This window comes from Glutamicibacter sp. JL.03c (genome assembly GCF_025854375.1).
In the GTDB taxonomy this organism is placed as follows: domain Bacteria; phylum Actinomycetota; class Actinomycetes; order Actinomycetales; family Micrococcaceae; genus Glutamicibacter.
In genome coordinates this window covers 1244102-1270917 of sequence record NZ_CP107575.1, presented here as the reverse complement: position 1 = coordinate 1270917, position 26816 = coordinate 1244102, and the positions used below count along the sequence as shown (strand labels likewise).

At 60.0% G+C, this 26816-nt stretch carries 28 protein-coding genes and 1 other RNA gene; 11 read left to right on the top strand and 18 right to left on the bottom strand.

The window, feature by feature from the left end:
- Window positions 1-13 precede the first annotated feature (13 nt).
- A complete protein-coding gene (locus OF385_RS05870) occupies window positions 14-838 on the bottom strand; it encodes a sulfurtransferase (RefSeq protein ID WP_264277415.1) in 825 nt (274 codons plus the stop codon).
- 5 nt (window positions 839-843) lie between these two features.
- Window positions 844-1539 carry an MBL fold metallo-hydrolase gene (locus OF385_RS05865; RefSeq protein WP_264277414.1) on the bottom strand — a complete coding sequence of 232 codons (696 nt, stop codon included), beginning with the start codon at window positions 1537-1539 and terminating at the stop codon, window positions 844-846.
- Window positions 1540-1691: 152 nt separating this feature from the next.
- Between OF385_RS05865 and OF385_RS05860 the strand changes: the two genes are divergently transcribed.
- Together OF385_RS05860 and OF385_RS05855 are read left to right on the top strand one after the other, a co-directional pair.
- Window positions 1692-2099 carry a Fur family transcriptional regulator gene (locus tag OF385_RS05860; RefSeq protein WP_264277413.1) on the top strand — a complete coding sequence of 136 codons (408 nt, stop codon included), beginning with the start codon at window positions 1692-1694 and terminating at the stop codon, window positions 2097-2099.
- 129 nt (window positions 2100-2228) lie between these two features.
- A complete protein-coding gene (locus OF385_RS05855; protein ID WP_264277412.1) occupies window positions 2229-3701 on the top strand; it encodes an HNH endonuclease in 1473 nt (490 codons plus the stop codon).
- 80 nt (window positions 3702-3781) lie between these two features.
- On the opposite strand, the gene OF385_RS05850 is transcribed toward OF385_RS05855, so the two are convergent.
- From OF385_RS05850 to OF385_RS05835, 4 genes are all read right to left on the bottom strand, one after another.
- Entirely contained in the window at window positions 3782-4642 is an 861-nt protein-coding gene (locus tag OF385_RS05850; RefSeq protein ID WP_264277411.1) for a metal ABC transporter permease, read from the bottom strand.
- A gap of 9 nt (window positions 4643-4651) precedes the next feature.
- Complete coding sequence (locus OF385_RS05845) at window positions 4652-5485, bottom strand: metal ABC transporter ATP-binding protein (RefSeq protein ID WP_264277410.1); 834 nt, start codon at window positions 5483-5485, stop codon at window positions 4652-4654.
- 129 nt (window positions 5486-5614) lie between these two features.
- Complete coding sequence (locus OF385_RS05840) at window positions 5615-6688, bottom strand: hemolysin family protein (RefSeq protein ID WP_264277409.1); 1074 nt, start codon at window positions 6686-6688, stop codon at window positions 5615-5617.
- Window positions 6681-8003 (bottom strand): hemolysin family protein, encoded by a 1323-nt coding sequence (locus OF385_RS05835; RefSeq protein WP_264277408.1) that lies wholly within the window; start codon window positions 8001-8003, stop codon window positions 6681-6683. The genes OF385_RS05840 and OF385_RS05835 overlap by 8 nt, the downstream gene beginning before the upstream one ends.
- 429 nt (window positions 8004-8432) lie before the next feature.
- On the opposite strand from OF385_RS05835, the gene OF385_RS05830 reads away from it, so the two are divergent.
- The 3 genes from OF385_RS05830 (at window position 8433) to OF385_RS16715 (ending at window position 13183) form a co-directional block, all read left to right on the top strand.
- The gene (locus tag OF385_RS05830; protein WP_264277407.1) at window positions 8433-12191 is read left to right on the top strand and encodes a multifunctional oxoglutarate decarboxylase/oxoglutarate dehydrogenase thiamine pyrophosphate-binding subunit/dihydrolipoyllysine-residue succinyltransferase subunit; all 3759 of its coding nucleotides are present in this window, start codon (window positions 8433-8435) and stop codon (window positions 12189-12191) included.
- Between the two features lie 212 nt (window positions 12192-12403).
- Window positions 12404-13009 (top strand): GDSL-type esterase/lipase family protein, encoded by a 606-nt coding sequence (locus tag OF385_RS05825; RefSeq protein WP_022876852.1) that lies wholly within the window; start codon window positions 12404-12406, stop codon window positions 13007-13009.
- A gap of 99 nt (window positions 13010-13108) precedes the next feature.
- Window positions 13109-13183 carry a 50S ribosomal protein bL37 gene (locus tag OF385_RS16715; protein WP_369299107.1) on the top strand — a complete coding sequence of 25 codons (75 nt, stop codon included), beginning with the start codon at window positions 13109-13111 and terminating at the stop codon, window positions 13181-13183.
- Between the two features lie 72 nt (window positions 13184-13255).
- Here OF385_RS16715 and rsrA read toward each other — a convergent pair whose 3' ends face one another.
- Complete coding sequence (gene rsrA / locus OF385_RS05820; RefSeq protein WP_022876851.1) at window positions 13256-13516, bottom strand: mycothiol system anti-sigma-R factor; 261 nt, start codon at window positions 13514-13516, stop codon at window positions 13256-13258.
- A 1-nt stretch (window position 13517) separates the two neighbouring features.
- A complete protein-coding gene (locus tag OF385_RS05815; RefSeq protein WP_052165331.1) occupies window positions 13518-14171 on the bottom strand; it encodes a sigma-70 family RNA polymerase sigma factor in 654 nt (217 codons plus the stop codon).
- 305 nt (window positions 14172-14476) lie between these two features.
- Here OF385_RS05815 and aroA point away from each other — a divergent pair, with 305 nt between their 5' ends.
- Genes aroA through crcB form a run of 6 tightly spaced genes read left to right on the top strand, consistent with a single transcriptional unit; the run spans window position 14477 to window position 19093 of the window.
- Window positions 14477-15757, top strand: a complete 1281-nt coding sequence (gene aroA / locus OF385_RS05810) for a 3-phosphoshikimate 1-carboxyvinyltransferase (protein WP_264277406.1) — start codon at window positions 14477-14479, stop codon at window positions 15755-15757.
- The gene (locus OF385_RS05805) at window positions 15757-16848 is read left to right on the top strand and encodes a ribosome small subunit-dependent GTPase A (protein WP_264277405.1); all 1092 of its coding nucleotides are present in this window, start codon (window positions 15757-15759) and stop codon (window positions 16846-16848) included. The genes aroA and OF385_RS05805 overlap by 1 nt, the downstream gene beginning before the upstream one ends.
- A 13-nt stretch (window positions 16849-16861) precedes the next feature.
- The gene (gene hisN / locus OF385_RS05800; RefSeq protein ID WP_264277869.1) at window positions 16862-17662 is read left to right on the top strand and encodes a histidinol-phosphatase; all 801 of its coding nucleotides are present in this window, start codon (window positions 16862-16864) and stop codon (window positions 17660-17662) included.
- Window positions 17662-18273 (top strand): metal-dependent transcriptional regulator, encoded by a 612-nt coding sequence (locus OF385_RS05795; RefSeq protein ID WP_264277404.1) that lies wholly within the window; start codon window positions 17662-17664, stop codon window positions 18271-18273. Before hisN ends, OF385_RS05795 begins: the two co-directional genes overlap by 1 nt.
- 8 nt (window positions 18274-18281) lie before the next feature.
- Complete coding sequence (locus OF385_RS05790; protein WP_264277403.1) at window positions 18282-18710, top strand: fluoride efflux transporter FluC; 429 nt, start codon at window positions 18282-18284, stop codon at window positions 18708-18710.
- On the top strand, window positions 18707-19093 hold the full coding sequence (crcB, locus tag OF385_RS05785; RefSeq protein WP_264277402.1) for a fluoride efflux transporter CrcB: 387 nt from the start codon (window positions 18707-18709) through the stop codon (window positions 19091-19093). The genes OF385_RS05790 and crcB overlap by 4 nt, the downstream gene beginning before the upstream one ends.
- 72 nt (window positions 19094-19165) lie before the next feature.
- Here crcB and OF385_RS05780 read toward each other — a convergent pair whose 3' ends face one another.
- From OF385_RS05780 to OF385_RS05735, 10 genes are all read right to left on the bottom strand, one after another.
- The gene (locus OF385_RS05780; RefSeq protein WP_264277401.1) at window positions 19166-19639 is read right to left on the bottom strand and encodes a DUF2568 domain-containing protein; all 474 of its coding nucleotides are present in this window, start codon (window positions 19637-19639) and stop codon (window positions 19166-19168) included.
- 231 nt (window positions 19640-19870) lie between these two features.
- Window positions 19871-20239, bottom strand: a transfer-messenger RNA (tmRNA) gene (gene ssrA, locus OF385_RS05775).
- Window positions 20240-20357: 118 nt separating this feature from the next.
- Window positions 20358-20831 (bottom strand): SsrA-binding protein SmpB, encoded by a 474-nt coding sequence (smpB, locus tag OF385_RS05770; RefSeq protein WP_264277400.1) that lies wholly within the window; start codon window positions 20829-20831, stop codon window positions 20358-20360.
- Between the two features lie 54 nt (window positions 20832-20885).
- Window positions 20886-22319, bottom strand: a complete 1434-nt coding sequence (locus OF385_RS05765) for a M23 family metallopeptidase (RefSeq protein ID WP_264277399.1) — start codon at window positions 22317-22319, stop codon at window positions 20886-20888.
- Window positions 22320-22374: 55 nt separating this feature from the next.
- Window positions 22375-23289: a permease-like cell division protein FtsX gene (ftsX, locus tag OF385_RS05760; protein WP_264277398.1), complete on the bottom strand. Its 915-nt coding sequence runs from the start codon at window positions 23287-23289 to the stop codon at window positions 22375-22377.
- On the bottom strand, window positions 23286-24083 hold the full coding sequence (gene ftsE / locus OF385_RS05755) for a cell division ATP-binding protein FtsE (protein WP_264277397.1): 798 nt from the start codon (window positions 24081-24083) through the stop codon (window positions 23286-23288). The genes ftsX and ftsE overlap by 4 nt, the downstream gene beginning before the upstream one ends.
- Window positions 24084-24362: 279 nt before the next feature.
- Window positions 24363-25478 (bottom strand): peptide chain release factor 2, encoded by a 1116-nt coding sequence (prfB, locus tag OF385_RS05750; protein ID WP_264277396.1) that lies wholly within the window; start codon window positions 25476-25478, stop codon window positions 24363-24365.
- 47 nt (window positions 25479-25525) lie between these two features.
- Complete coding sequence (locus OF385_RS05745) at window positions 25526-25966, bottom strand: hypothetical protein (protein ID WP_264277395.1); 441 nt, start codon at window positions 25964-25966, stop codon at window positions 25526-25528.
- A gap of 7 nt (window positions 25967-25973) precedes the next feature.
- Window positions 25974-26420 carry a TadE/TadG family type IV pilus assembly protein gene (locus tag OF385_RS05740; RefSeq protein ID WP_264277394.1) on the bottom strand — a complete coding sequence of 149 codons (447 nt, stop codon included), beginning with the start codon at window positions 26418-26420 and terminating at the stop codon, window positions 25974-25976.
- On the bottom strand, window positions 26413-26745 hold the full coding sequence (locus OF385_RS05735) for a TadE family protein (protein WP_264277393.1): 333 nt from the start codon (window positions 26743-26745) through the stop codon (window positions 26413-26415). Before OF385_RS05735 ends, OF385_RS05740 begins: the two co-directional genes overlap by 8 nt.
- Window positions 26746-26816 lie beyond the last annotated feature (71 nt).

Below are 26816 nucleotides of genomic sequence, written 5' to 3'. Positions count from 1 at the left end.
GGGTAGCTGAAATCTAGTTGCGGTGCTTTTCGTCGCTGGTCGCGACCGGCGCTTGCGGGTAGGAGCAGTATTCGGACCAGCTGCCCGGATACAGGCCGAGTTCGATGCCGGCGCTCGCGGCGGCCAGCACCTGATGGGCGGCGGTGATTCCCGAACCGCAGTACGCGGCCGATCCGGGCCGCTGGGCACCGAGCTTCTCGAACCCGGCACGCAGCACCTGGGGATCGTAGAAGCGCGCCTGATCGTCGATATTATCGGTGGTCGGCCGGTTCAATGCGCCCGGGATATGGCCGGCGACAGGATCCACCGGCTCCTCGATGCCCAGGTACCTTGCCGTGGCCCTCGAATCGATCAGCACCCCTGGCAGGGAGTCCAGTTCGTCGAATTCCACCACCGGCATCCGGCCCCAGGACAGCGATACGGATCCGGGGCTCACGGTCGGCGTCTGGGTTGAGAGCTGTCCGGACGCCTGCTTCCACGCATCCAATCCCCCATCAAGCACCCGCACGTTCTCGAACCCGGCATGGCGCAATAGCCACCATGCGCGAGCGGCCGCCAGCGCCCCGGAATTGTCGTACACCACCACATGGGTGTCCTGGTGGATCCCCCAGCGCCGGGCTGCCGCCTCGAAATCCGCGGGCAGCGGCAAGGGGTGCCGTCCGGTGTGCTCGCCCACCGCTCCGGACAGGTCGCGTTCCAGATCGACGAACACCGCGCCCGGGATATGGCCTTGGGCGTACTGCTGCGCTCCGTCATCACGCCCGAGCACCCAGCGGACATCAAGGAGCACGCACGAAGGCAGATCCTTCAATTCTTCGGCTGAAATCAGGGGGTTCATCCGCGCTACCTTGCCAGGAGTTCTTCGACTTTGTTTTCGGCGCCCTGCTGCAGGCGCTCGAATCGGCTGCCATCGCGCTCGGCAATAGCGCCGAGCTGCCGATCAAACAGGGAGACGCCGCGATCGTTAAGCAGCCCGTCATGAATCGGCGTCCAGCATCCGGCCTTGACCGATACTGCGAAGTCCGCGGCCTCCGACATCTTCGCCCAGGGCGCCATCACCGGAAGCAGCAGGACATCGACCCTTACTCCGACCGGGACGTGATAGCTATCGCCCGGGTGATACACCACCGGCTGCCCTACCGCATGATCGCCCAGCAGGTAGCCGACATTGGCGACCAGGCCGATCGACTGGTGGATCGTGGCATGGGTGCCTCCGACTGTCCGCACCTTGATTCCGCCGACCACGAAGTCCGCGCCGGCGCGCACCGTGTGCACCTGGCTGGCCGCCGCCGAGGGCAACTGTCCGCGCAGGCTCTGGGCCAGCGCGGCAGGCGCGTAGACCTCCAGAACAGAGTTCGCGCCAAGGGCCTGGACGATGGCATTTTCATCGGCGTGGTCCACATGCTCGTGGGTGATCAGCACCGCGTTCTTGCCCTCGAAAGCGTCCGTCAGATCCGAAAAGACTCCCGGATCCAGCAACAGCGAACCATCGATCGTACTCAGTTCAATGCAGGAATGGCCTCTGGTTTTGATACGCATATCTTTAGCGTAGGCTCCACGCCCCGCCCGTGTCAGCGCCAGACACGCATCATCTTGGAAAGTTGGCTAAAATCGAGTGGAAGCACAGGTGATTGGCTCAGTAGATTGACCCTTTGCCCACCAACATCGAAGTCAAGGAATGGTGCACGTAGATGTCCCAGCCAGAAACACGGATCACCAAGCAGCGACTGGCTGTCACGCAGGCCTTGAGTGAGATCGACGATTTCGCCACGGCCCAGCAGCTTCATCGTTGGTTGCAGGATTCCGAAAAGAAGGTTTCACTGGCGACTGTCTACCGCCTCTTGCAGTCCATGGCCGACGATGGCCTGCTCGATGTTCTGCGCAGTGGTGACGGCGAAGCCCGTTTCCGCCAGTGCGTTACCGAATCCCACCACCACCATCTCGTCTGCCGATCCTGCTCGAAGACCGTCGAGGTCCAGGCTCCATCAGTCGAACGGTGGGCCGCTCGTGTTGCCGCTGAACATGATTTTTCCGAGCCCGAGCACACCGTGGAGATCTACGGCGTCTGCGCCGAATGCCGCGCCAAGAAGCTCGCCTAGGGCCTCGCCACCCACCGCTATCAGGGTCATTATCAACCTCTGACGTGTGACTTTACTGTGTCCTAAAAGTTATCCACCCGCAACCTAACACTCGAAGACATATTCGACTAGCAGGCGTAAAATAAGAACATGTCCGAAACAACGATCCCCCGCACGGGTACCCCCAACCCGCAGAACCACGGCAACTACACCGCCGTGGCCCGCGCCCTGGAAACCGACCTGGCCCGGATCGAAGAAGAAGGCACCACCGAAGAATGCCTCCAAGCCATCCGCCTGCTCGAAACCCTCACCTCCTCAGCGGACTACCACAAAGCAGCACTGAGCCACCAAGCCGAAATCAACATCACCCGCAACAACACCCGCAAAGGCAAATTCACCCAGCTGAACCGCGGCGCCGCCGCCGGCATCGCCCTAGCACGCAAAGCCGACCCCCACGGCTACGGCACCTACCTGGAAAACTGCCGCATCCTCTTCAACGACACCCCGCACCTGGCCGCCGCCTACAGCCGCGGCGAATACACCGAAACACAAATGCGCGCCATCCTCACCCCGCTGCGCGCAGTCAAAGCCGACCGGCGCAAGGAATTCGACACCCTCTACGCCCAGAACCCGGCCATGTTCCACAACCTGGGCCACCGGAAAATCAGCGACACCGTCAAGGACTTCACCCTCGCCTACGGCAGCGACGACCAGTGCAAAGAGCAAAAAGCCGCCGACGAACAACGCCACGTGAAATTCACCCCGCACGCAGCCACCGGCACCATGACCCTGCACGCGCACCTGCCCCTGGCCGCTGGCATCGCCATGAAAAACCAGATCAAAGCCACATCCCAAAGCCTCAAAGCCGCAGGCGATGAACGCACCCGCGCCCAGATAGAAGCAGACTACCTCGCCAGCTTCTGCACCAACCCCGACGCCAAAGTCCCGGTGAACCTGACGATCGGGCTGATCATGACCGATAAGACCCTGTTCCTCGGCGACCGGCAGCCCGCCTACCTCGAAGGCTACGGCGTGATCGCACCCCAGTACGCCCGGGAACTGGCCGCCGGAGAAGAGATCAGCAACAACATGACCCTGGCCGAAATGGCGAAAACCCGCTCCCCGGCCTTCATCGAGCAACTGGAAGCCACTGTGGAACTCATCCGCCTGTATACCGCTCCAGGAGACCAGGACCTGATCGCGATGGACTCCAAAGCGCGGATCTTCCCGGAGAAGATGAAGAAGTTCATCAAGATGCGCGACCGCCGGTGCCGCACCCCGTTCTGCGACGGCATGATCGAAGAAATCGACCACGTCACCCAAGCCCATCTCGGCGGGCACACCTGCGTGATCAACTCCGATGGACGCTGCAAATTCTGCAACCAGACCAAGGAAACCCCCGGATGGCAGGAAATCGTCATCTCAACCGGCCCACACCAGATGAAAATCGCGACCGGAATGGGCCCGACCTATCACTCCACCGCGCCACCTGCGACAGGATTCGCGCACAAGCCCTACCCGCAATGCATGAGTGAAGCCGACTGGGTGCACTCATTCGAAGAGTGGCTGCATCAGCCACCAGACACCAGCAGTCCGCCGGGCAACGAGGACACCCCCGCCTGAGGAGTCCGAAGAGCCAATGATTGCCAGCTGGATACACCCATCGCCCCAGTTCAGAACTAGGGCGATGGGAAAAGTTGCACTTACACCTGATGGCGCCGTCGCGGAGAACGCACAAATTCAATTCCGCGGCAGATGACGTAAATCAGGAACGAAATCGTAGTGACATACGGACTAATCGGGAGAGCGCCAGCCAGCGCCAACAAGATGCCGCCAACAACCGCCAGTTCCGCAAATGCGATTGACAGCACCACAGTAAGCACGGGATTGGACGTCACTCGCATGGCCGCGGCTGCCGGTGTAATGAGCAAGGCAAGTACCAGCAACGCGCCGACAACCTGGATGGTGACTGCCACCGCCAGAGCCAGGATCACCATGAAGAAAATCGACAATCCCGAGGTACGAACTCCTCGGGCATTGGCTACCACCGGATCTACCGAAGCGAAGGTCAGCGGTCGCCAGACGAAGATCAATGCGAGAACTACGACGAGCGACAGCACTAGCATGCCGGTCAGCTGGACGTTGTCGACAGCGACAATCTGGCCGGTGAGCAATCCGAACTTATTGGCACTGCGTCCCTCATAAAGCGACAGGAACAAGATGCCCAGACCCAGCCCGAAAGGCATCAAGACACCGGTAATCGAGTTACGGTCGCGGGCTCTCGTCCCTAGGAATCCAAGGATCAACGCCGCGATAAGTGATCCAAGCACTGATCCAGTCACCACATCCGCACCGATCAGTAGCGCAAACGCAGCACCGGCGAAGGATAGCTCCGCGATTCCATGAACGGCAAACGCCATATCGCGCATCATGATGAAGATGCCGATCAGACCGCCAACGATGCCCAGGACCGCGCCGGCAATAAGCGAATTGGAGACGAGCGGCAATAGCTGCGCGTAATCGTCAAAATTAAAAGCCTTATCGATGAAGTCCGAAAAGTTCATGCCCTGCCCCTACTTCCCGGTTTCCAAGTCAATGTCTTCCGCGTGGTCATGGCCATCCGCGGGCATAGCGTGCGACCCTTCGCCAGAGACCACGACGATTCGACCATTCACCCGCAGCACCTCAACCGGTGCACCATAAAGTTCGGTGAGCACTGAAGACTGCATGACCTCATCCACGGTTCCAAGATGGAACCTGCCTTCGGCCAAATACAGCACACGATCCACGTAGGGAAGAATCGGATTGATTTCATGCGTCACGAAGATGACGGCGCTGTCCCGCTCGGCAGCCTGGCGGTGGATGACTTCACTAATGGCCTGCTGATGGTGCAGGTCAAGCGACAGCAATGGCTCATCGCATAGCAGCACCCTGGGATTCCCGGCCAGGGCCTGGGCAGCGCGCAAACGCTGCTGCTCGCCACCGGAAAGATCGGATACCGGACGGTTGGCATAACCGCTGGCTCCGACCATGTCCAGCAGTTCATCCACTTGCTTGCGAACCAAGTTGCGTCCAATGCGGATCCCCATCTTGGAACCATCGAGGCCGAGAGCTACCAAGTCGCGAGCGCGCAACGGGACATTATCGCCAAAAGGGCGCTGTTGGGGAATCAAGCCAACGGCTGCCGATCCTCGCCGGACCGGCGCACCCGCGATCGACACAGAACCCTTGTTGAGCGACGTGGTCCCCAGCATGGTGTTGATAAAGCTGGTCTTGCCGGAGCCATTGGGGCCCAGCACTGCAAGAAACTCCCCTGCCGCGATGGACAGGTTGAGCTCATCCCAGAGCACACGGGACCCATAGGCCAAACGCGCGTCCTCAAAGCGGACAATGGGGCTAGATGACATGGATTGCTTTCTAAACTTCGCGGATGTTGGTTTGCCAGCGACGAAAAACTGCGGCACCCGATAGGGTGCCGCAGTCAATCTTACCAGTTGCGATTCATTCGCAATACGCACTCAGATGGTGAGCTTCGCCTAGTTTCCATGCTTCTCGGTACGCGGCGGGGAGGTGCGCTTACGGGTGGTGTCGGTAATCTCGCCCACCAGCACCTCGATCACATCTTCAAGGAAGACGACGCCAACGGCCGAGCCGGCAGCGTCGACAACCACCGAAAGGTGGTTGCCCTCCTGGCGCATCTCCTCCAGGGCTGCTTCGATCTCGGTATCCTGCCCCAGCTTGCCCAGCGGGTGCAGCGGAAGATCCCGCAGCGGCTGGGTGGAATGCGCGTCGTCGATCAGCATCACGTCTTTCACATGCCAGTAGCCCACCGGAACATCATTTTTGGTGATCAGCATGCGGGAAAAGCCGGTCTTGCCGACCTTCTTCTCGAATTCGCGAGCCGTGGTTTCGCCCCATTCCAAGGTGAACAGGTCATCCAAGGGAACCATGCAGCTTCGGGCGGTCACCGAGGAGAATTCCAGCGCCTTCGTCAAACGCAAGGCGTTGTCCTCATCCAAGGTGCCCTCTTCGGACGAGGTGTCGATGATCGATCGAACTTCTGCCGCGGTGTAGGAACTGGATACCTCGTCCTTGGGCTCGATGCCAAAAGCATGCAGCACCAAGTTCGCCAGGCCGTTGAGCATCGAAGTGACCGGCGTGAGCACCTTGGACAGGCCAACCAGCGGCATGGCCAACAGCATCACAGCCTTGTCAGCCACGGACACCGAGATGTTCTTCGGCACCATTTCACCGAAGGTGACATGCAAGAAGGTCACCAGAACCAGTGCGATCAGGAAGGCAACGGTATCGGCCACCGACTCAGCCATGCCGATCATGGTCAATGGCTCCGCCAGCAAGTGGTGGATCGCCGGCTCTGAGATATTCAGGATCAGCAGCGAGCAAACGGTAATGCCGAGCTGGCAGACCGCCAGCATCACCGAGACATGCTCCATGGCATACAACGCAATTTTCGCTCGCTTATTGCCCTCGTCGGCCAGCGGTTCAATCTGCGAACGACGAGCGCTCATCACCGCGAATTCGCCGGCCACGAAGAATGCGTTGAACAACAACAGGACAACGAGCCACACGAGGCCCATGAAGTCATTCATTGCCAGCCTCCTGCTCCGCTGCCACCGGTTCGAAGCGGACCTGCGCGATACGCCGGCCATCGAGCTCGGTCACGGTAAAGGTGCCGTTCTCCGTCTCGACCTGGTCGTTGAGTTCGGCCAAGCGGCCTAGTTCGGCAAGCATGAATCCACCGATGGTTTCGTAAGAGGACTCCTCGGGGATCACCTCGTGGTCGAAGTTCTCATTGACCTGGTCCGGCCGGAACATGCCGGGAAACAGCCAGTTGCCATTGGGCTGGGTGACTGCTTCTTCCTCGTCCTCGTCATGTTCGTCGGAGACTTCGCCGACGATCTCTTCAACCAGGTCCTCCAAGGTGACCAGGCCCGCGGTTCCACCGTATTCATCCATCACGATGGCGATCTGGAATTCTGCGGCGCGCAGCTGCTCCAGGAGCACATCAAGGTGGATGGTTTCCGGGACGTACAGTGCGTCACGGGCGAACTCGCCCACCTGCAATGCAGCACGGCGTTCGCGCGGCACAGAGACAACCGCCTTGACATGGCAGATCCCCTGGATCTCATCGCTGGATCCCTCGATCACAGGAAAACGCGAAAAACCGGTGTCGGCGCTGACTTCGATCAGCTCGGAGAGCGGAGCCTGCGAATCGATGGTGGACATCGAGGTGCGCGGCGTCATCACGTCGGCCGCGGTGCGTTCGGAAAACTCGATCGTGGATTCGACAAATCGTGCGGTCTGCACATCGAGGGTTCCCAATTCAGCAGATCGTCGGACCAGCGAGGCCAGTTCCTGTGATGAACGGGCAGCGGAAATTTCTTCCTTGGCTTCAAGGCCGAAGAACCGGTGGAGCACGGCGTTGGAAAAACCATTGAGCACCACGATGGCCGGCTTGAAGATGGCGGTGAAGAGCAGCTGCGGGCGGGCCAAGAGCTTGCCCATGGTCATGGCCTGGGCGATGGCCATGTTCTTCGGGACCAGCTCACCGATGAGCATCGAGAGCAATGTCGCCACGATCAACGCCACGACTACGGAGATTGCTACCGAGCTGGCTTCGGGGATGCCGATCCGCTCCATCAGCGGTTCCAGCAAAGAGCTCATCGCCGGTTCCAGCACGTAACCGGTGAGCAATGTGGTTAAAGTAATGCCCAGCTGGCAGCTGGAGAGCTGGGTGGACAATGAGGTCAGGCATTGCAGAAGCGGCTTGGCGCCGCGTTCGCCGCGCTCTACGGCGTTTTGCACTGTGCTTTTGTCAAGGGCGACCAATGAGAATTCCACGGCCACGAAGAAGCCAGTGCCGAGAATCAGCAACAGGCCAAGAAGTATGAAGAGCCAATCCATAGGTGGTTACCACCACCTGTTCATCGGCATGAGGATGTGAGATTCAGTGCCGATTCGACGGCAACTAGAAGGCTCCATTCGGGAGCCGGAACCTGCTGAACATGGACTGTGTTGGCCGGCACTGCGCCCGTGGGCGGCACACCGGCTTGGAGAGTGTGATTCCATAGTGCGATTTAGTCTATCCAATGATGCCCCTTTGCGCACCACTTGGACAAGGTGGCGTTCAACGGTAGCCTCACCACGCCGAACGGGATGTTATACACAACACTTTCGTGAGATTACATACGTGCCGTGGCCAAGTGCGCGTAAAAGTAACTAGACTGGTGCGCAGGTCTAGAAATCTTGTGAGCCGAAGTGGTCGATTCACGTCCTCGGAAGACCACCGGCTCAAGCTAGAACAACGTAGAAATCAGGGAAGAGGCGTTGCACGTGCCAGAGCAAGCACACCACCGACTTACTGAAGAGTTTGGTGGAAACGAGTGGCTAGTAGACGAGCTGTTCGAACAGTATCTCGTCGACAAGAACTCGGTAGATAAGAAATGGTGGGATATTTTCGAATCTCTCGCCGCGGACAAGAAGGCACCGGCAGCGCAGCCGGCGCCAGCGGCGCCAGCAGCAACTACTGCAGCACCGGCAACGACCGGGCCGAGCGCACCACGCGCCGCAGCCCAGGCCCGGACTTCGGAGCCAGCGCCAGCTGCAAAGCCAGCACCAGCCGCAGCGCCCGCCGCTGAGGCCAAGAAGGCAGAGCCAGCACCGAAGACTGCGCCGATTCCGGCGCAGGCTCCAAAGGCTGCCCCTTCCACCGAACTTTTCGGTGAGGAAAAGCGCACTCCACTGCGCGGGCCAATGAAGGCCATCGCGACCAACATGGATGCCAGCCTCGCCGTGCCGACCGCAACCACCGTGCGCGCGGTTCCGGCCAAGGTGATGATCGACAACCGCATCGTCATCAACAACCACCTCAAGCGTGCTCGCGGTGGCAAGATCTCCTTCACCCACTTGATCGGCTTCGCCGTGATCCGTGCGCTGAAGCAGATCCCGTCGATGAACGTCACCTACGATGTCATCGACAAGAAGCCGACTGCGATCCAGCCGGCCCACGTGAACTTCGGCATCGCCATCGACATGCCCAAGCCAGATGGCACCCGCATGCTGGCCGTGCCGAACGTCAAGGCCGCCGAGACGCTGAGCTTCAACGAGTTCTGGGCCACCTATGAAGACCTGATCAAGCGGGCGCGTGGCAACAAGCTGACCGCCGACGATTACGCTGGCACCACCGTGTCGCTGACCAACCCCGGCGGCATCGGCACCGTCCACTCGGTTCCACGCCTGTCCAAGGGCCAGGCCGCCATCATCGGCGTCGGCGCACTGGAATACCCGGCTGAATACCGCGGCGCTTCGGAGAAGACCGTGTCAAGCCTGGGTATCGGCAAGCACATCACCCTGACTTCCACCTACGACCACCGCGTCATCCAGGGTGCCGGTTCGGGCGAATTCCTGAAGCTGGTTGAATCCCTCTTGCTCGGCGAGCAGGGCTTCTACGACGAGATCTTCGAGCAGCTGCGCATCCCCTACGAGCCAGTTCGCTGGGCCGTTGACAACCAGGTCGACATCGATCTGCAGGTCAACAAGGTCGCTCGCATCCAGCACCTGATCAACTCCTACCGGGAGCGCGGCCACCTAATGGCCGACATCAACCCGCTGGAATACGTCCAGCGCAAGCACCCTGACCTGGACATCAACAACTACGGCCTGACCCTGTGGGATCTGGACCGCGAGTGGATCACCGGCGGCTTCGGCGGCGCGGACCGCCTCTTGCTGCGCGATATCCTTGGCACCCTGCGCGACGCATACTGCCGCACCATCGGCACCGAGTACATGCACCTGCAGAATCCGGAAGAGCGCGAATGGTTCCAGGCCAAGCTGGAATCGCGCTACGCGAAGCCAACCCGCGAAGAGCAGCTGCGCATCCTGAGCAAGCTGAACTCCGCAGAGGCCTTCGAGACCTTCCTGCAGACCAAGTTCGTCGGCCAGAAGCGCTTCAGCCTCGAAGGCGGCGAATCGCTGATCCCACTGCTCGATGCGATCATCTCCGATGCCGCCGACGACCAGCTGGACGAGGTCGCCATCGGCATGGCCCACCGCGGCCGACTGAACGTGCTGACCAATATCGCTGGCAAGACCTACGCACAGGTCTTCCGCGAATTCGAAGGCACCGCTACCCCGGGCTCGGTCCAGGGGTCGGGCGATGTGAAGTACCACCTGGGCACCGAGGGTTCGTACACTTCGGATGCCGGCAACCAGACCAAGGTCTACCTGGCTGCCAACCCGTCGCACCTGGAAGCTGTTGATCCAGTGCTCGAGGGCATCACCCGCGCCAAGCTGGATCGCTTGGGCTCGAAGAATGAAGTGCTGCCGATCCTGGTGCACGGCGACGCGGCCTTCGCAGGCCAGGGCGTGGTCTCCGAGGTCCTGGCCATGAGCCAGCTGCCCGGCTACAAGACCGGCGGCACCGTTCACGTGATCGTGAACAACCAGATCGGCTTCACTACCGCTCCTAGCTCCTCGCGCTCCTCGGTCTACGCCTCGGATGTGGCCCGCACCGTGCAGGCGCCGATCTTCCACGTCAACGGGGATGACCCGGAGGCAGTGGTCCACGTAGGCCAGCTGGCCTTCGAGTACCGCCAGAAGTTCGGCAAGGACGTCGTTATCGACCTGATCTGCTACCGCCGCCGCGGCCACAACGAGGGTGACGATCCTTCGATGACCCAGCCGATCATGTACAACCTGATCGAAGCCAAGCGCTCAACCCGCAAGCTGTACACCGAGGCCCTGGTTGGCCGCGGCGACATCACGCAGGAAGAAGCAGAGCACGTCTTGGCCGAGTACAAGGAGAACCTGGAGCGCATCTTCGCTGAGACGCATGCCGCACAGACCTCCCCGATCCCGATCATCACCCCGGGCTCGACCATCAACGACCTGGAGAAGCCATTCGCCCAGGCCGCCGACGAGAACACCGTCGACGGCGCCCGCGGTTCGGCCATCTCGGCACAGACTTTGGCACACATCGGTGCAGCCCACGTTCAGATCCCTGAAGGCTTCACCATGCACACCAAGCTGAAGTCGCTGCTCGAACGCCGCGAGAAGATGTCCCGCGAAGGCGGCATCGACTGGGGCTTTGCAGAAGTTGCGGCCCTGGGCTCGCTGTCCATGGAAGGCGTGCCAGTTCGCCTGGCCGGCCAGGATTCGCGCCGCGGCACCTTCGTGCAGCGCCACTCGGTCTTCCACGACCGCGAGAACGACAACGAGTGGTACCCGCTGCACCACCTGAGCGACGATCAGGCTCCGCTGTGGATCTACGACTCGCTGCTCTCCGAATACGCGGCGCTCGGCTTCGAGTACGGCTACTCGGTGGAACGCCCGGATGCACTGGTGATGTGGGAAGCCCAGTTCGGCGACTTCGTCAACGGCGCGCAGACCGTGATCGACGAGTTCATCTCCTCGGCCGAGCAGAAGTGGTCGCAGTCCTCCTCGCTGGTCATGCTGTTGCCGCACGGCTACGAGGGCCAGGGCCCGGACCACTCCTCGGCACGCATCGAACGCTTCTTGCAGCTGTGCGCAGAGAACAACATGGTTGTGGCCCAGCCTTCCACCGGCGCCAACCACTTCCACCTGTTGCGCCGCCAGGCCTACGCCCGTCCGCGCAAGCCGCTGATCGTGTTCACCCCGAAGCAGCTGTTGCGCCTGAAGGCCGCTGCCAGCTCGGTCGAGGACTTCACCACCGGCGGTTTCCAGGAGGTTATCGGCGATAACACCATCACCGATGCCAACGCCGTGGACAAGGTGCTGCTGTGCTCCGGTCGCGTCTACTACGACCTGATCGCCGCACGCAGCAAGGCCCAGGATTCCAAGACTGCCATTGTGCGTGTCGAGCAGCTCTACCCGGCTCCTGCCGAGCAGATCGCCGCTGAGCTGGCCAAGTACCCGAATGCCAAGGCAGCGTGGGTACAGGATGAGCCAGCCAACCAGGGCCCATGGCCGTTCTTCGGCCTGTATGTCGCGCCGCAGCTGGATCAGAAGATCACCCTGGTCTCCCGTCCGGCATCGGCTGCGACCTCAGCAGGCACCGCGAAGCGCCACGATGCAGAAAACGCAGTGCTGCTGCAGCAGGCCTTCGCCCGCTAAAGCACGCCGCAACACGCTGCCGACGTGAAGTTGCCGGCGAGAATTCCCAGCTGATGCTGGGGAAACTCGCCGGCAACTGCTCTTTAACCCGTGCTGGGGACCGATCGGTAACGTGTGGCGTGCATCCTGCGCGAATCTCCCCCGTTGGCAGTGCCTTCACTGCTAAGGTGGGGATCGATTCATATTCTTGAAGCCAACGAAAGGTCGCCCAGTTGGAGTTACGCACAATCCGCATTACCGCAATCGGAGATGAGCTGCTGGCCGGACATGGGGACCCGCGTGGGCTAGGCTGGTTCGGCCGTGTCATGGCCCGAACCCAGGATCCAGCGCTGCGCTTGCAGTCCTTCGTTTTGGCCTCCCCCGCCGAGGGTTCCGAGGCGCTGGCAGAACGCTGGATGGGCGAAGCCTCACGGCGTTTCAGCGACCAGTACGAGAACCGCCTGGTCATCGCGCTCTCAGATCGCGACGTAGACCTCGACGTCTCCACCGCGCGCAGCCGGCTGAACCTGGCCAATATCCTGGATTCGGCTTCGCAGATGAGCATCAAGGCGCTGCTCGTCGGCCCGGCTCCCGGCCTGGATGACGCCCGCAACCAGCGAGTGGCCGAGCTCAACCGCGTGTACTCCGATGTGGCCCTGCGCCGCAACCACCATTATGTTGACACCTTCACTCCCCTGCGGTCGCACGCGCAGTGGCGGGCCGACCTGAACGCCTCCGGCGGGGTGCCCGGGCAGGCAGGCTACGGCCTGATGGCCTGGCTGGTGCTGCACCGCGGATGGTACTCGTGGCTGGACCTGCCGGAGCCCGGCGAGGGCTAACGCGCCTTCCTCGCGTTAGGAGAATCGGCGCAAAGTATGAAAGACTATTAGTCGGCCCGAATTATCGGGAAGATCCATTGATCCCTCAAAGGAGTCACCATGTCGAAGCGCGCTCGTAAGCGTCGCGATCGCAAGCGTGGCGGTGCCAACCACGGCAAGCGCCCAAACAGCTAAGCGAAGCGAACATAAAAAGAACCCCGTACCATTCGAGTTTGGCTCGAACGCTACGGGGTTTCTCTTTGCCTGCTAGTGGCCCGACTCGACTCGGATCTGCGAGATCCGGGCGATGATATTGGCCTTCAGCGTCCGCGGGGCCTGCTCCTGGCAGCTGCGGCGCACCACCGAACGGATAATGCACTCCAGGTCGTACTCTTCGGTGCACTCCGGGCAGCCATCCAAATGCGACTTGACCTCTTTGAGGTCGCTGAGCGTCAAGGCACCGTCGAGGTACTCATAGATGCGTACGATGCGGTCATCGGCGCAATCACCCAATGAATTGCAATCCATCTTACTTCGCTCCTCCATCAGCCTTCGCCGCGCTCTTATTCCGCGCCCCGGTGGCTATCCCACGATCTGCCGCATAATCGGCGAGCAGTTCCCTCAAGTTCTTGCGTCCACGATGCAAACGGGACATCACGGTGCCAATAGGCACGCCCAGGATGTCGCTGGCTTCCTTGTAGCTGAAGCCTTCGACGTCCACGAAGTACACGGCCATCCGGAAATCCTCGCCGATGGCCTGCAAAGCAGCCTTCACGTCCGAGTCCGGAAGGTGGTCCAAGGCCTCGACCTCAGCCGAACGCAAGCCGGTAGGCGAATGCTCCATGGCCGAAGCCATCTGCCAATCCTCGACGGTATCCGTGCTGGTACGCAGCGGCTCACGCTGGCGCTTGCGGTACAGGTTGATATACGTGTTGGTCAGGATCCGATACAGCCAGGCCTTCAGGTTGGTCCCTGGCTTGTACTGGTGGAAGGCCGAGTACGCCTTGGTGTAGGCCTCCTGCACCAGGTCCTCTGCGTCGGTCGGATTTCGGGCCATACGCAGGGCAGCCGAATACAGCTGGTCCACATACTCCATGGCGTCACGCTCGAACCGTTCGCGACGCTGTGCCTCGGACTCGGTGGCCACATCGGGCAAGTTCTCGTCCACACTCTTGTTGTTCATCACGCTTGAGTCTACGCGGTTGCTGGCGCTATTGCGCGAATCCGCCCGCGATCGGGTAGCAGTACGAGTGCCCCGTGGCTCGTCGGCCACCACGCAGGTGGTGCCGCCCGCTGTCGAAGTATCCTGTCTGGTCGTCACACTGTGTATAACCACAGGAGCTAAAACCTTATTCCCGCACCGATCTCGGCTAGGATTTAACTAAAACCGCACGAGCCTAAGGATCAGCAATCAGCACTGCAAGCGCCTCTGGAAACTCCCAGTTAGATCGATCGAACGACGAAGGCAACTGGTGGCCTGCCCCGCATGTGACCACCGGGGTTGACGCCATCGTTTCGGTGCCCGCTTCCAAGTCGCTGACCAACCGCTATCTGATCCTCGCGGCCCTGGCCTCCTCCCCCTCAACCATCCACAACACGCTGATCAGCCGCGACACCGAGCTGATGCTCACGGCCTTGGCCAGCCTAGGGACGGGGATCGAACGCAGCGAGCAGCCCGATGGCTCCACCACCGTGATCGTCACCCCGGCGGCAGCCCTGGAACGCGGGCCGCTGGAGATCAACTGCGGACTGGCCGGCACGGTGATGCGCTTTGTCCCTCCGCTGGCCGCGGTGGCCGGAGCCACGGTGAGCTTCGACGGCGATCCGCACGCCCGCCTGCGCCCAATGGCACCAGTACTCGACGCCCTGCAGGCACTGGGCGTCGCCATGAGCTTCGCCGGCGAGCAAGGCATGCTGCCCTTCACCATGGATGCCAGCGGGCTGAAGCCGGTCGCTCCGGTTGTGATCGATGCCTCCAGCAGTTCCCAGTTCATTTCAGCGCTGTTGCTCGTCGGCCACGCCCTGCCCGGCGGGCTGGAGTTGCGCGCCGCCGACGGCCCGGTCGCCTCGCCGGATCACATCATGATGACCGTGCAGACCCTCAAAGAGCTCGGCGTGCAAATCACCGTGGACGATGACCAGCGCGGTTGGCGCGTCGATAAGGGCGAACTGCGCGGGTTCACGGTCACCGTGGAGCCCGACCTGTCCAATGCCGGCCCATTCCTCGCCGCGGCCCTGGCCAGCAAGGGCAGCGTCGGCATCCGCTTCTGGCCTGCCTCCACCACCCAGGTCGGCGGCAAATGGGTGCAGATCCTGGCCGCGATGGGCGCCGAGGTGCACCATGGTGCGGACGGTGTGCTGACAGTGCGCTCCACCGGCCAGCTGCGCGGCATCGATTATGCCGACGCCTCCGAACTCGCTCCGACCCTCGCGGCCTTGTGCGCCCTGGCCGACTCCCCGAGCACGCTGACCGGCATCGGGCACCTGCGCGGACATGAAACCGACCGCCTGGCGGCATTGGAAACCGAGCTGGGCAAGGTCGGGGTGAAGGTCGTAGCCACCGAGGACAGCCTGCAGATCACCCCGGGCCCCTTGCACGCCGCTGATCTGCACAGCTACGCCGACCACCGCATGGCCACCGCTGGAGCCCTGCTGGGCCTGGCCATCGACGGGATCCGGGTCGAGGATATCGCCACCACCGCCAAGACCATGCCGCAATTCCCTCAATTGTGGGCGGATATGGTCGCGACCGTGAAGGCAGCTGGCTGATGCGCTACTCAGAATATGACGAGTCATCGGTCCGCGTTCGCCCGAACAAGCGCGGCTCACGCCCCCGCACCAAGGACCGGCCGGCCTACGAGAAGGCCGAGATCGGCCGCATCATCACCGTGGACCGCGGCCGGTACACCGCAATTCTGGACGAGGACACCAGTGCCGAGCGCATTGTGATCGCCGCCCGCGCGCGCGAGCTGCGCCGCCAGGCCATTGTTCCCGGCGACCTGGTCGCCTTGGTCGGTGATACGTCCGGCAAGCCCGATACCCTCGCCCGTTTGGTACGGATCGAAGAGCGCACCACCTTGCTGCGGCGCAGCGCCGATGATACCGACGCCACCGAACGCGTGGTCGTGGCCAATGTGGACAAGCTGGTCATCGTGGTCGCGGCCGCCAATCCCGAGCCCCGCACCGGCTTTGTGGACCGTGCCCTGGTGGCTGCCTACGATGCCGGGATCCAGCCGGTGCTCTGCGTGACCAAGGCGGATGTGAAGGATCCTGCCGGTTTCCTGGCGCACTATGAGGGACTTGATTTCCCGGTGGTCATCTCCCGCACTACCACTGCCGATGCCTCCGGCGTGGATGCCCGGGGCGCCGACGGCTCCAGCGCCCGCCTGGATGCGAACGCGCTGAAGGAATTGGACGAACTACTCGCCGGCTGCGTTTCGGTGGTCCTGGGCCACTCCGGGGTAGGGAAGTCCACGCTGGTCAATGCGCTGACCGGATCGACCCGCGCCACCGGACACGTCAACGCGGTCACCGGACGCGGACGCCACACGTCCTCCAATGCCCTGGCCCTGCGCTTCGGCCAGGTTCCAGGCTCGTGGCTGATCGACACCCCCGGCATCCGCTCCTTCGGGCTGGGACTGGTGGATACCGATAACATCCTCGCGGCCTTCGAGGACCTTGCCGAAGTCGCCACCGATTGCCCCCGCGGCTGCACCCATGCCGCCGGCGAGGCCGGCTGCGCCCTCGAAGCCTGGGCGCAAGCGGCCGAAAGCAGCCAACCGGCCAATCGCTTGGCCTCATACCGCCGATTGGTCACCACCGAGGAAACCACGCATGAAAAGGAGCTCGGCGCGCTTTGAGCGCCGGAACACCATGGCAGATTTCACCCTGGAGCAAGATCTCGAATTCGCTTTGGCCTTGGCCGAAAAGGTCGACAAGCTGACCTTGGCCCGCTACGGCGCCAACGACCTGGTCGTCGAGTCCAAGCCGGACATGACTCCGGTGTCCGACGCAGACCGCGGCGCGGAGCAGCTGATCCTGGCCGAATTGGCTGAGCACCGACCCGATGATTCGGTCCTGGGCGAAGAGTTCGGCGTGCACGGCAGCGGATCGCGGCGCTGGGTGATCGATCCGATCGACGGCACGAAGAACTTTGTGCGCCGGGTCCCGGTCTGGGCCACGCTCATTGCCCTGCTCGTTGACGATGAGCCGGTGCTCGGCGTGATTTCTGCTCCGGCGCTGAGCCGCCGTTGGCATGCAGCGACCGGCCTGGGTGCCCACGTGAGTGAACCGGCCGCGGATGGCGGACAATCCACCCGGCAGATCTCGGTCTCCTCGGTCGCCGATCTGTCCGATTCCTCCCTGGCCTACGCCTCGCTGAGCGGATGGAAGGACGCTGGCAAGCTCGACGGATTCCTGGACCTGCTGGATGCCGCCTGGCGCACCCGCGGCTACGGCGACTTCTACTCCTATGCACTGCTGGCTGAAGGGTCCGTGGATGCGGCCTTCGAACCCGAGCTGGAACTCTACGACATGGCCGCGCTGGTTCCGGTCGTCCGCGAAGCCGGGGGACGCTTCACCTCGGTGGCCGGCGAGGAAGGCTGCCATGGCGGCAATGCGCTGGCGACCAACGGCAAACTGCACGAAGCCATCCTCCCGTACCTGAACCGCTGATGCTGACCACCAGCGAGGAAGACTACCTCAAGGCGCTCTACACGCTAACCGAATGGGAAGATACCGAGGTGAGCACCGGGGCGCTGGCCGACCAGCTGGGGCTCTCTCCTGCCTCGGTGACCTCGATGATCCATAAGCTCTCCGGCAAGGGCCTGGTCAATCATGTGCCGCGCAAGACGGTCGCGCTGAGCCCCACCGGCCGTCGCGAAGCCCTGCGAATGGTGCGACGCCATCGTCTGCTGGAAACTTTCCTGCGCGACGAACTGGGCTACGGCTGGGACGAGGTGCACGATGAAGCCGAAGCGCTGGAGCATACCGTCAGCGACCGCTTCATCGATGCCCTGGATGCTCGGCTAGGCCATCCCCGCCACGACCCCCACGGCGATGCGATCCCCGCCCCCGATGGAAGCCTTCCGGCCTCCCAAGCAGTGCGCCTGGACCGCTATACCGGACAGAGGGCCGTGATCGATCGCATCAGCGACGAAGACCCGGATTTCCTTCGCCGGGCCGCAGCCCGGGGGCTGGTGCCCGGCGCATCAATCGAACTGCCACACCAATTGGACTACATCGAGGCCTCGATGATCTGGGTCCGCGGCGCTGGCTCAAAGTGAGCCGCAAGATGCCTGCCCCAAGATTTGCCCTGCGCCCGATCGAAGTGCTTTTGGTCTTCGTCGGCGGTGGTGCCGGGACCGCCAGCCGTCTGGCGGTCAGCCTTGCACTGCCGCAGCACGGATCGGTGCCGGTGGCGATTTTGCTTATCAATGTCTCAGGCGCCTTCGCCCTGGGCTGGCTGCTCACCTCGCTATCGGCCCGGGGACCTGAAACGCCGCGGCGCAAGAGCCTGAGGCTGCTGCTTGGCACTGGATTCTTCGGTGGCTTCACCACCTACAGTGCGCTGGCCACCGACACCATGTTGTTGTTCGGCCAAGGTTCGCTCACTGCGGCACTCGCCTACGGGCTGGGCACCGTACTGCTCGGCGCCTTGGCGACCTGGTGCGGAATGCTTGCGGGCAGCAAGCGCGAACCGTCATCTGGCGGTGCCTCATGATGGCTGTGACGCCTGCCCTCTTTGTAGTCGTTGCACTGTGCGGCGGACTGGGTGCGGTATTGCGCTATGTCCTTGACTCATTCATCGCGCTGAAAACCGGTGGTGTGCTGCCATGGGGCACATTCACGATTAATATTTCCGGCTCGCTGCTGCTCGGTTTCCTGACCGGCTTGCTGGCCAGCACCGGTATAGATAGCGCGTGGCTGCTGGCCGTGGGCACCGGGGTGGCCGGTGGCTACACCACCTTCTCGACCGCCAGTTTTGATACCCTCCGCCTGCTGCGGGCAGGCCGTTCGCTCGCCAGCCTGATATACGCGCTCGGCACGCTAGCAGCCTCTGTCCTCGCGGCCTACGGCGGTTATCTGCTCGCTTCGCTGCTCTAGGAAGGTAGCGGCACATATTCTGGCTCCCCTGCATAAACTAAAAGCCCAGCCTTTCGTGGCTGGGCAATATTGCTAGCGAGCGGCTCGTCTTCCCTTGGGAGCTCCGGTGGCGTGGCGGCTGGGGGCAGGTTTGACCGGTTTCGGCGTGCGATCGTGCGGGACCACGTAGCCACCGGTAGCGAGAATCAGGATCGCACTGATCCCCGTGAGCGACAGCATGGCAATCGCCCAGATTTGGGATTGATCGTAAAAACTGTGGTCAACACTGAGCCACAGCACGTAGGCGCCGATCAAGTAGATGAGGTGTACCAGCAGGACCCGGGTGCGCAAGCGGAGTCTGATCACGGCCTTGGGCGAGAAGAAGAGCGACCAGATCAACAGCAGCGGGATGACAACTACCAAAATAGCCAGAATCATTGGCCAAGGTATGAATGCGATGGCCGCAAGAGCGGCTGCAAAAAGCAGTCCAACCTCAAGCAGGAAGGCAACCATCGCGTAGATGCCTGAAAGGAACGGCGATACCCGCTGGGAGTCTTTTTTGCCCATCGACTTTAATCTCACTCCAATTCCTTGCAGTCCACCGACCAGTTATCTCCGGCTTTCATCTCAAGTCTATGTGTAAATCCTCAAAGCCGCGAATAGACTCGCGAAGCTCCACCAGTGTTTAGCGCACACGACGTAGCCTTCATACATTGGCGGTGGCATGAGGCGTGGCGAATATGTCGCCAATAAAAAAGCTCCGGAACCAGGCCATGCACCTAGTTCCAGAGCTTCAATATGTGGAGATGGGGAGAATTGAACTCCCGTCCGATGTGGTGTTGCCAGGTCTTCTCCGGGCGCAGTTTGCTGCGGATTTTCTCTGCCCCAACCATCACGCAAACATGTGGTTGATCCGGGCACAGTTACCTAAATATGTACCCAGCAGCGGTAACAACCGCAGGATACAGTGGCTATCTAAATGACGTTAGGATCAGAGGCAATAGCAACCTCTGGCTAACGGACTGTCTGGCTGCTTAGGCAGCGAGAGCGAAGTCAGTGCGCTTTGATTCGGCACTTATTGGTTTGCAAAGAGCGTTTACGAGATAACTTTGCGTCCTCGGCCCGCTTCATCTGTCGCGACTCACACCGTCGAAACCGATCATCCCCGTATTTTGTTGTCAGTCCCGGTTTCCCGGATACAACCACGCCCGAAGCCATGTCTATCAATCATAGCTCATTTGCCCGGTCTCCCCAAAGCAAGATGCGCCACAGCAAGACCCCTGAGCTAGCGGCGATTGCGCTCGCGCATGGCCCGCAATGCTTCACGATTATCCTGCTGCTCGCGCATGGTCTGGCGCTTGTCATATTCGCGCTTGCCTCGAGCGACACCGATCTCAATTTTTGCCCGCCCCGATTTGAAGTACAAACTCAGCGGTACAACGGTCAAACCGGCTTCGCCGATTTTGCGTTCGATCTTGAGCAGTTCTTGACGGTGGAGCAAGAGCTTACGACGGCGGCGTGCCGCATGATTGGTCCACGAACCGTTGAGATACTCCGGGATGTAGACGTTCTCGATATAAAGCTCACCACGGTAGAACTGGCCGAATCCGTCAACGAGCGAAGCTTTGCCTTCGCGCAACGACTTGACTTCGGTTCCAGTGAGGACCATGCCAGCTTCGAAGGTATCGAGGATTTCAAAATCGTGGCGCGCCTTGCGGTTGCTCGCGATCACCCGATCTTCTTGATTCTTCTTAGCCACGTTACTCCTTGCATGTCGCGTACGGATTCTCGCACGCAGACTTCAAGTCTAGCGCTAGAGAAGTCCCAATGGGTTCACGGCCGTGCCGTTGACGACCGTTTCGAAGTGCAGGTGGCATCCTGTGGAGTTACCGGTGGTGCCAACATAGCCAATAACCTGGCCCTGCTTCACGTGCTGTCCGACACTAACGGCAACACGCGACATATGGTGGTATCCGGTGGCCAAGGCCTTGCCCTTGACGACACCGTGAGAAATAAGCACCTTATTCCCGGAGGTACCGCCCCAACCGGCCATCCACACTTCGCCGTCAGCCGCAGCCGTAATCGGCGCACCGCACTGGCCGCCGAAGCCCCAGTCAATTCCGGCGTGTACGTATCCGCCCTGTCCCCCGTAGTCAATGGTTCCTGCAGGCGTTGGGCGCCACCCGAAGCTGGAGGTCAGGTTGTTGCTGGTAGTTGGCTTGACCAAGCCCCAGGCGCTGGAACCATTGGAAGTGTTGACCTCAGGCTCCGCAGGGGTTGAAGGAACATAGGCCTTTTTCTTGTAAGCCTTCTTCTTTGCCGCAGCTTCCTCGGCCAAACGCTTCTGCTCGGCTTCGTATGCCGCTTTGCGCTTGGCTTCAGCTTCGGCTGCCTTGCGCTTGCGCTCGGCTTCTTCGCGCAGCAAACGTTCCTGGCGTTCCTTGATGTCAGCCTGAACCTGAGCGTATTCCTTCTGCTGCGAAGCTAGCTTGGCCTGAATCTGAGGCTTCTTGGCTTCGAGCTCAGCGCCAAGCTTTTCGGTGCTGGCAACCAGCGCGTCCAGTTCATTCTTCGCGTTCTGCGCCTGAGTCCGAGCTGCCTGCTCTTGAGCCAGCGCGTCTTCGGCTTGTGACTTGAGCGATGAGATTTCCTTCTCAACGGCGTCCAGTCGAACCTTGTTGTTTTCGTTGTTCGCTTGCTCTTGCGCAAGGTCGTTGTAGGTCGCACTCTGCGATTCCATCGCACGATTTGCCAGATCCAACCCGTCGGCAATCTCGGTGGCAGAATCCATATTCAGGATCATGTCCAGGCCGCTCGACACGCCACCGCGCTTGTAGGCCTCCGAAGCGATCGAAGCCATGGCTTCTTTTGCTTCCGAGATCTTCTTGGCATTCGCCTCGATTTCAGCAGCCACTTGATCGCGAGTGCCCTGGGCAGCGATCAGTCGGTCGTTCAGGTCGGCGACAGCCGCTTGGGCATTGGCGACACGGCTCTGCGCGTCAGCCAATGCCTGCTCTGCCGCAGGGACCTGAGCCTGCTGCTCACGCAATTTCTGGTCGGTCGCCTGAATATCGGCGTCCAGGAATTCCATGTCTTGCTCTAGGTTATTAATGTTTCCCTCAACCTGAGCCTTCCTGTCATCCAGCTCGTCAGCAACGACTAGCCCAGCTGGCAACGTTAAAGCCAGTGCCATCGCACCACCGAGGGTGGCGCGCAAGAACTTACTTCGCACTGCGTTGGACAGCATGTGGCTCCTTAAAGAGTTTTGTCGTGCTTTAGATAGGCCGAAGATAACGTTTCGGCTAAACCTTCAGGTAACGCTTCAAGGTTACCACTGATGAAATTGTGGCCAAAACGATACCAATTATCAAGAGGACAGGCGCAACGAGCCAAACTTCGCCCGTCGAAATGAAGGCAACGCCGACATTTTCGCTGGCGAGCTTGTCTTCAACGAGGAACTTGAGGAGCAGCCACAAGGTACCCGAAGCCAGCAATCCACCTATCAACGAAGCAATAACACCTTCAATGATGAATGGAAGCTGAATCGTCGCTTTTGAAGCTCCGACTAGTCTCATGATGGTTGTTTCCAAGCGTCGGTGCATTGCCGAGAGCTGAATAGTCGTTCCGGTGAGCAAGACGGCGCAAACAATCATGACGATGGCTACCACTGCGGCCGCAGCCGAAGCCACTCGGACCAACTGGAAGACCTTCTCAAGCAGGTCTCTCTGATCTATCACCGAATCCACACCGTCAACTGTCGAGAACGCTTCGTTGATCACCGGATACTTTTCGGGATCCACCAAGGCAACTCGGAAAGACTCAGGCAACTGGGCCGGAGTGATCTGGTCGACTAGGGATGAATTCTCGTACTGATCACGGAAGTTCTTATACGCCTGGTCTTTCGACTCGTAGGCATATTCCTTGATGTACGGGGCCAGCTGTTCAGACTTGAGAATCTTTTCGATGTTCTGTCGCTGCGCGTCGGTGACTTCATTTCCACCGCAGTTCGGTGAGGTGCTGGTGTCGTCGCAGAGGTAGATCGCTACCTCCATGCGGTCATACCAGTAGCCCTTCATCTGGTTGATCTGCAGTTGCAGAAGGACCGAAGCGCCAACGAACGTCAGCGATACGAATGTCACCAGTACGACCGAAACGACCATCACGACATTCTGCCGAAGGCCTTTCGCCGCTTCGCGGAGAATAAATCCTAGTCTCACTGGTCCTCGTCTTTCTGGTCCTCAGCAACCTGTGAATCTTCGTCGTGCTCCACAGCGGAATCGCCCAAGAGGAGTTCTCGGGAACCGTCCTGGTTCACCACGGTGGTCATCGGCGTGTACTGGCCTTCGATCTCATCGCGGATCACCTGTCCGCGCTGCAGTTCAATTACGCGATGACGATATTCGCTAACAAGTTCGTGTGCGTGCGTCGCCATCAAAACGGTGGTGCCGTTTTGATTAATCCGGTTCAGCACGTTCATGACTTCAATGCTGTTTTTCCGGTCAAGGTTACCGGTGGGCTCATCGGCCAACAGGATCGACGGCTTGTTGACGATGGCACGCGCAATACCGACACGTTGCTGTTCACCACCGGACAGTTCAGTTGGCTTGCGGCGAGCCTTGTCCTCAAGTCCTACAAGCTTCAACGCATCGGGAACTCGTTCACGGATCTGTGCTCGCGAAGCGCCAATGACTTCCATCGCGAAGGCCACGTTGTCAAAGACCGTGCGTTCTCGCAATAGCCGGAAATCCTGGAAGACGAACCCGATATCGCGACGCAGTTTTGGCACACGTCGGCTCGGGATTCGGTTCAGGTTCTGCCCTGCAACATAAACAGCACCGTCGGTGGATCGCTTTTCACGGAGCACCAAACTCAGGAAGGTCGATTTCCCGGAACCGGATTCACCGACCAAGAAGGCGAATTCGCCACGGCTGATCTCGATGTTTATATCGTCCAATGCAGCATTCTGCTGTCTTGGTTCATAAACCATCGAGACGTTTTCGAATTTAATCATGTCTTCAATCGCTAGTCTTCGTCGGGGCGCGACCCACGAATACCTATCTCGAGATCAAACGTCAATAGATGCGCCAGTGTTCCAAACACTATCGGTGCAACCTGCCGAACCCGCCTAAATCCTAGGTGTGTTGCCAAATTCATCCGATACGCACAGCCAGAAAAATGGTCGAGATCTTGAATGACCTGATGTCTTTCGCCCTCACCAAAGAGCTTCGGTGACGATACTTACACTATTTATGGAAAGTCCAACCAACTCGATAGGTATTCGCGATATCGACTATTTGCTTGGGCGACGCTGTCCTGCACGCCAACGGATGCCTGCATCGATGAAATCATCGATTTCACCGTCAAGCACCGCCTGAGTATTTCCAACTTCATGTTCAGTGCGCAGATCCTTAACCATCTGATACGGATTGAGCACGTACGAACGCATTTGATCGCCCCATGAGGCTTTCACATCACCAGCAAGCTCTTTTTTCTGAGCATCTTCCTGCTCCTTTTTCAAGAGCAGGAGCCTGGATTGCAAAACTCGAAGCGCGGCGGCCCGGTTCTGAATCTGCGACTTTTCATTTTGCATGGAAACAACAACACCGGTTGGGATGTGTGTCATGCGAACTGCCGAGTCGGTCGTATTGACGCTCTGTCCGCCAGGACCGGAAGACCGAAACACATCCACGCGAATTTCAGACTCAGGGATTTCGATGCTGTCGGTCTGTTCAATCAAAGGCACCACTTCAACAGCGGCAAAAGAAGTTTGACGCCGTCCCTGATTGTCAAAAGGAGAAATTCGCACGAGGCGGTGCGTTCCAGCCTCTACGGACAGAGTTCCGAATGCGTAGGGCTCATCGATCTCAAAAGTAGCCGATTTCAGGCCAGCTTCTTCCGCGTAGGAAGTGTCCATCACGGTCGCCTTGTAGCCGCGCTTTTCGGCCCAACGCAGATACATACGCATGAGCATCTCGGCGAAATCCGCGGCATCCACGCCACCGGCACCCGAGCGAATCGTCACTACAGCACCGCGCGAATCAAATTCGCCGTTGAGCAAGGTGACAATTTCAAGATCGTCCAAGGCTTTGTGGATGCTGATGAGTTCTTTATCGGCTTCCTGCAAGGTTTCGTCATCGTCCTCGAGTTCAGCCAGCTCAACAAGTACTTCAAGATCGTCAATTCGTGTTTTGAGCTTGGTCAGGCGTTCGAGTTCCGACTGGCGGTAGGAAAGCTTACTAGTGACAATTTGCGCAGCTGCGGGATCGTCCCAAAGATCAGGGGCCCCTGCTTCCTCAGAGAGCGTCGCAATGTCAGCCTTGATCTGATCAACATCGCTTACATCTTCAATTGCAGCGAAAGTTGAGCGCAGTGTGTGGATTTCAGCAGAGAAGTCAGTTTTTGCCATGGTCCTCTAAGACTACGTCATTTCGGCGATAATCCCTGATTCCTCCGTTATCGGCTGAGTACCGTCTGAGCCGTGGAGTTCACTGTAATCGGAACCCCATTCGGAACAATCCAACCGACAATCGGCGGTTGCACAGATCCAGAGAGTTGAAGCGTCGCTCCTTGTCCATCCGGGCGGATACGCACCGAAGAAATCCGCAAATTATCAATTCTGCCGGCAGCGCCGACGTCGGACAGGTACTTGCTTACCGCTTGTTGGGCCCTTTTTTGGTTCAATTCGATGCGAGGGTTTGGACCGTCGGCTACGAATTCGAACTCATCGACTGCAGCGACCACTGCGCCGTCGGCGATGGACAACAGTTGGCGTGCTTTTAGGTTGACTGCACTAGCGGCTAGGACGACCGAAATCGTCAAGAGCGTCACTGCGCAGAGGCCGATAGCGAGCACCAAGGACTGTCCTTCATCCGCGGAGATCCGGCTCTTCACCATCTTCCACCTAGCCAAATTGATCAACCCTCTGAGACGCGGCTGCATCAACTGTGAACACCGAAGCATCAATCATTTCAGAGACGAAGGGCAAGGGGACATCAAGCTCAACGGTGACCGTTACGACGCTTCCCGGGCTCAAGCACTCAGCGTCGCAGGAAATAGTGGTAATCGCATCGGTATACCCGAAGTTGTTCATGGCACGGCTGACTGTTTCCTTGGCATTCGATTGGGCCTGAACTGGCGTATCGGAAACGGCAAATACCTTCGCTGCTTGGTCTGCAGCGCCAACCACCGCATAGCTTCCTGCTTGGAGATAGCTGGCAGCGAGGATCAGATAGATCATGGGAATCAGCAACACTGTCGCGGCAAATATGAACTCCACGATCGCGCTTCCCGTTTCATCGCGTGCTGTTTTTCGCAGAAGCGATGAAATTGCCTGTCGTAAATCAGTCATATTTCACCGCTTCGCCTTGCACATGGAGATCCCAGCCGTTCGGCAGCAAACCGACCAACGGCACTCGCGTATCAACCGATACCGTAATCACCTGGCTCTCACCGATTTGCGCGGTGCGAACGCCGACGTTGCCTGCAAACCCTGCGTGCAGGCTCTCAGTGATCAAGTGTTGCGTTCTATCCTGGGCATCAGCGGCAGACCGATTCGCCAGGGCACCATAGCGCGCACCATTGGCAGCAGCGTCGATCAACGTATTACGCACATGCAGAGCGAGGGCGAGTTGGATCAGCGTCATCGCAATGAGGACCAACAACGTCATGATCATGACAAATTCTGCAACGGCAGATCCTTGGGAGTCTCCCGTCAACCGTCGCAAAAACCGCGGTTCGTTCCGGG

Excerpts from the sequence above, each read along its gene's own strand:
- OF385_RS05850 (WP_264277411.1), bottom strand. The coding sequence starts at position 4,642 with ATGAACTTTTCGGACTTCATCGATAAGGCTTTTAATTTTGACGATTAC.
- OF385_RS05870 (WP_264277415.1), bottom strand. The coding sequence starts at position 838 with ATGAACCCCCTGATTTCAGCCGAAGAATTGAAGGATCTGCCTTCGTGC.
- OF385_RS05845 (WP_264277410.1), bottom strand. The coding sequence starts at position 5,485 with ATGTCATCTAGCCCCATTGTCCGCTTTGAGGACGCGCGTTTGGCCTAT.
- rsrA (WP_022876851.1), bottom strand. The coding sequence starts at position 13,516 with ATGGATTGCAATTCATTGGGTGATTGCGCCGATGACCGCATCGTACGC.
- OF385_RS05865 (WP_264277414.1), bottom strand. The coding sequence starts at position 1,539 with ATGCGTATCAAAACCAGAGGCCATTCCTGCATTGAACTGAGTACGATC.
- OF385_RS05735 (WP_264277393.1), bottom strand. The coding sequence starts at position 26,745 with ATGATCATGACGTTGTTGGTCCTCATTGCGATGACGCTGATCCAACTC.
- OF385_RS05780 (WP_264277401.1), bottom strand. The coding sequence starts at position 19,639 with ATGGGCAAAAAAGACTCCCAGCGGGTATCGCCGTTCCTTTCAGGCATC.
- OF385_RS05855 (WP_264277412.1), top strand. The coding sequence starts at position 2,229 with ATGTCCGAAACAACGATCCCCCGCACGGGTACCCCCAACCCGCAGAAC.
- OF385_RS05765 (WP_264277399.1), bottom strand. The coding sequence starts at position 22,319 with ATGCTGTCCAACGCAGTGCGAAGTAAGTTCTTGCGCGCCACCCTCGGT.
- crcB (WP_264277402.1), top strand. The coding sequence starts at position 18,707 with ATGATGGCTGTGACGCCTGCCCTCTTTGTAGTCGTTGCACTGTGCGGC.
- OF385_RS05795 (WP_264277404.1), top strand. The coding sequence starts at position 17,662 with ATGCTGACCACCAGCGAGGAAGACTACCTCAAGGCGCTCTACACGCTA.
- OF385_RS05740 (WP_264277394.1), bottom strand. The coding sequence starts at position 26,420 with ATGACTGATTTACGACAGGCAATTTCATCGCTTCTGCGAAAAACAGCA.
- OF385_RS05790 (WP_264277403.1), top strand. The coding sequence starts at position 18,282 with ATGCCTGCCCCAAGATTTGCCCTGCGCCCGATCGAAGTGCTTTTGGTC.
- OF385_RS05745 (WP_264277395.1), bottom strand. The coding sequence starts at position 25,966 with ATGGTGAAGAGCCGGATCTCCGCGGATGAAGGACAGTCCTTGGTGCTC.
- OF385_RS05860 (WP_264277413.1), top strand. The coding sequence starts at position 1,692 with ATGTCCCAGCCAGAAACACGGATCACCAAGCAGCGACTGGCTGTCACG.
- OF385_RS05840 (WP_264277409.1), bottom strand. The coding sequence starts at position 6,688 with ATGAATGACTTCATGGGCCTCGTGTGGCTCGTTGTCCTGTTGTTGTTC.
- hisN (WP_264277869.1), top strand. The coding sequence starts at position 16,862 with ATGGCAGATTTCACCCTGGAGCAAGATCTCGAATTCGCTTTGGCCTTG.
- ftsE (WP_264277397.1), bottom strand. The coding sequence starts at position 24,083 with ATGATTAAATTCGAAAACGTCTCGATGGTTTATGAACCAAGACAGCAG.
- OF385_RS05815 (WP_052165331.1), bottom strand. The coding sequence starts at position 14,171 with ATGAACAACAAGAGTGTGGACGAGAACTTGCCCGATGTGGCCACCGAG.
- prfB (WP_264277396.1), bottom strand. The coding sequence starts at position 25,478 with ATGGCAAAAACTGACTTCTCTGCTGAAATCCACACACTGCGCTCAACT.
- OF385_RS05835 (WP_264277408.1), bottom strand. The coding sequence starts at position 8,003 with ATGGATTGGCTCTTCATACTTCTTGGCCTGTTGCTGATTCTCGGCACT.
- OF385_RS05805 (WP_264277405.1), top strand. The coding sequence starts at position 15,757 with ATGCGCTACTCAGAATATGACGAGTCATCGGTCCGCGTTCGCCCGAAC.